Here is a 3,181-nt window from a genome sequence, read left to right as displayed (position 1 = left end):
GCCCGGCCTCCCGGCCGGACCGGCGCCTCGGTCCTGGGGCGTGTCCGGCGGATCAGGGCAGGACAGGCCGCGCGCCTGGGGTCTCCCCCGGCCCTCGGGCCTAGGGGACGCAGCGCCCTAGGCGGTTCGGGGCCGGACACGGCAGCGGGCCGAGCCCGCTGCCTGGAGGGTGATCGCGGCGTTGACCGGCACCTCGGTGTCGATCGCCTCGATCTCGAACTCCTGGAGGAGCATCGCCAGGGCGATCACCGACTCCAGCATCGAGAAGTGCTGGCCGATGCAGGCGCGCGGGCCGCCCCCGAAGGGGAACCAGGCGTAGCGCGGACGGCTCGCCTCGGCCTCGGGCGTGAAGCGTTCGGGGTCGAAGCGCTCCGGGTCCTCCCAGTACGCCGGGTGCCGGTGGGTGACCCAGGGGGCGACGATCACATCGGCGCCCGCGGGGATGGTGTGGCCGCCGATCTCGGTGGCCTCGACCGCCCGCCGGCCGATGGCCGGTGCGGCCGGGAAGAGCCGCATGGCCTCCTTGAGCACCTGGGTGAGGTAGGGCAGCGCGTCGAGGTCGGCGGCGCCCGGTGCCCGGCCGGCGAGGACGCGGTCGACCTCCTCGTGGGCCCGCTTCTGCTGCTCCGGGTGGAGAGCGAGCAGGTGGAGCGCGAAGCCGAGGGAGGTGGCGGTCGTCTCGTGCCCGGCGAGCAGGAAGACGAGGACCTGCTCGCGCAGTTCGGAGGCGTCGAAGCTGCCGTCCTCGGCGCTCTCGGCCTCGGCGAGGAGGGACAGCAGGTCCTGGCCCCCGTCCTCGGCGGCGCCGGCGGCCCGGCGCTCGGCGATGATCCGGTCGCAGACGGCGTACAGCTCCTCGTGGGCGGCGAGGGCGCGGCGGTTGCCGGGGGTGGGCCAGTCACGCGGGACGTTCAGCGGCGAGAAGCCGCGGCGCAGGACGTAGTCGCCCATCACCGGGAAGGCGCGCTCCACGATGTCGACGGCTGCCTCGACGTCCGTGCCGAAGAGGATGCGGGCGACGGCGCGCAGGGCGAATCCGGTCATCTCGTCGATGACGTCGACGGTGGAGTCCTCGGCGGTCCGCCATGCCTCCGTGACGCGGGCGACCTCGGCGGCGACGGCCTCGGCGTAGCTGTCGACGCGGCGGCGGGTGAAGAGCGGCTGGACGAGCCGGCGCTGGCGGAGGTAGTCCTCGTCCTGGCTGGTCAGCAGGCCGTTGCCGAAGGACTCGCGGACCTCCTGGTAGAAGGCGTTGTCCTTGCGGAAGTTGGCGGACTCGGTGGCCAGGACCTGCTGGGCGCCCTCGGCGGAGAAGACTCCGTAGACGGTGGCACGGATACCGGGAGGTCCCGCGGTGATCCGAACGACGTCCCCGTGCGCGCGCTGGGCGTTCAGGAAGGTGCCGAGCGAGTCGTTCTTGAGGTCGAACATCGAGCCCAGCAGCGGTAGTCCCGCCGGGCCCGGGATCTCGTTGGTGGTTGCCATCTGTGCGTTGCCCCCTTGATCGTCACCGGCATGCCGATTCTCCCCCACGACCTGACCCACCGGTAGCCGTGGTCGAACACCCGGCCGGATCCGGCCTGTTGACCCGATTGTCAGTGCCGCCTGGGAGGCTCGTTCCATGGAACCAGCGGAGATGACCCTGCAGCTCACCGTCGACTGCGCCGATCCCCAGAGGCTCGTCCGCTTCTGGGCGGAGGCCCTGCGGTACGTACCGGAGCCGCCGCCTGAGGGACACGAGACCTGGCGGGCGTACTGGGCGTCGATCGGGGTGCCGGAGGAGGAGCTGACCGAGGGGGTCGGGGAGCTCCCCGAGTCCATCGTGGACCCGAAGGGGGTCGGGCCGCGGGTCTGGTTCCAGCAGGTTCCGGAGCCGAAGACGGTCAAGAACCGGCTGCATCTGGATCTGAAGGTCGGCGGGGGCCGGGAGGTGCCGCTCGCGCTGCGGCGCGAGCGCGTGGACGGGGAGGTCGCGCGGCTGACGGGCCTGGGCGCGTCGATCCTCTACACGATGGACGAGCCGGACGGAATGGACTACTACGCGGTGGTGCTCCAGGACCCGGAGGGCAACGAGTTCTGCGTGGTGTGACGCTCCGGGCGCGCCTCGGGCGTGGTGTGACGCTCCGGGCGCGCCCCGCGAGCGTCGCCGCAGCGGGTTCGGGGGCGGCCCGGCCGGTGGTCAGGCTCGTGCCGGCGCGCCGCCCACGACGTGCGGAGGCTCCCGCGCGGTGCTGGAATGGCGGGGAGGCCGTCTGTCGCCTGGGCGGGGCCGCCCGCAACCGGCTCCGGTCGAGGCGGGAGCCCCGAGCACGTGAGGAGTGGCCATGAGCGACGACCTGTCGGAACTCGAGGACATGGGACCCGTCGACTACCTGATCCTGGAGTTCCCCGGCAACCGGATGACGGGTGAGGGTTTCCCCCTCCTCGTCGACCTGGTGGAGCGGGGCGTCATCCGCATTCTCGACCTGCAGTTCATCCGCAAGGACGAGGACGGTACGGTCGCCGCGGTGGAGCTGAGGGACTTCGGGGACGAGGTCGACCTCACCGTGTTCGAGGGCGCCTCCTCCGGCCTGCTGGACCAGAGCGACGTCGACGATGCCGGTTCCGCGCTGGAGCCGGGCAACTCCGCCGGGGTCATCGTGTACGAGAACCTGTGGGCGGCCCCCTTCGCACGAGCCATGCGGCGCAGCGGCGCGCAGATCGTGGCGAGCGGTCGGATTCCCGTCCAGGCGCTGCTGGCCTCGCTGGACGCCACCGAGTCCGGCGGAGGGGCGGCGGCCTGACCTCCCGATCGCATCCGTCCCCCGAGCATCCCCTGGGAGATGACTGACCATGCCCGGACTTCTTCGCGGCGTCGCCCGCACCGCCGTCGTCGCCGGCACCGCCACCGCGGTGTCCAACCGCGTGTCACGGCGGCAGGCGGGCCGATGGGCCCAGCAGGACAACGGACAGCAGCAGCAGTACCAGCAGCAGCCACAGCAGCCACCCGCGCCGGCTCCGGCGCCCCCCGGCGACGACATGAGCACCAAGATCGAGCAGCTCAAGCAGCTGGGGGACCTGAAGGCCCAGGGTGTGCTGACCGAGGAGGAGTTCGAGGCCCAGAAGCGCAGTCTTCTCGCGACATGACCCGCACGGGCCGGGCCGCACCCCCCCCCCGGGGGGGGGCCCCGCCCCCCCCCCC

4 protein-coding genes are annotated in these 3,181 nt (G+C 72.6%); 3 read left to right on the top strand and 1 reads right to left on the bottom strand.

What is annotated here, in order from left to right:
- Positions 1-117 precede the first annotated feature (117 nt).
- Positions 118-1,485, bottom strand: coding sequence for a cytochrome P450 (locus ACFVZW_RS36945; RefSeq protein WP_384530970.1), 1,368 nt, complete (start codon positions 1,483-1,485; stop codon positions 118-120).
- 136 nt (positions 1,486-1,621) lie between these two features.
- On the opposite strand from ACFVZW_RS36945, the gene ACFVZW_RS36940 reads away from it, so the two are divergent.
- The 3 genes from ACFVZW_RS36940 (at position 1,622) to ACFVZW_RS36930 (ending at position 3,126) form a co-directional block, all read left to right on the top strand.
- Complete coding sequence (locus ACFVZW_RS36940; protein WP_384530968.1) at positions 1,622-2,089, top strand: VOC family protein; 468 nt, start codon at positions 1,622-1,624, stop codon at positions 2,087-2,089.
- A gap of 235 nt (positions 2,090-2,324) precedes the next feature.
- The gene (locus tag ACFVZW_RS36935; RefSeq protein WP_384530966.1) at positions 2,325-2,783 is read left to right on the top strand and encodes a DUF6325 family protein; all 459 of its coding nucleotides are present in this window, start codon (positions 2,325-2,327) and stop codon (positions 2,781-2,783) included.
- Between the two features lie 49 nt (positions 2,784-2,832).
- On the top strand, positions 2,833-3,126 hold the full coding sequence (locus ACFVZW_RS36930) for an SHOCT domain-containing protein (RefSeq protein ID WP_384530964.1): 294 nt from the start codon (positions 2,833-2,835) through the stop codon (positions 3,124-3,126).
- The last annotated feature ends 55 nt before the right edge of the window (positions 3,127-3,181 follow it).

Source organism: Streptomyces sp. NPDC059567 (genome assembly GCF_042735655.1).
GTDB lineage: Bacteria > Actinomycetota > Actinomycetes > Streptomycetales > Streptomycetaceae > Streptomyces.
The sequence above is the reverse complement of the archived record's forward strand: the minus strand, read 5'-3'. Positions and strand labels throughout refer to the sequence as shown.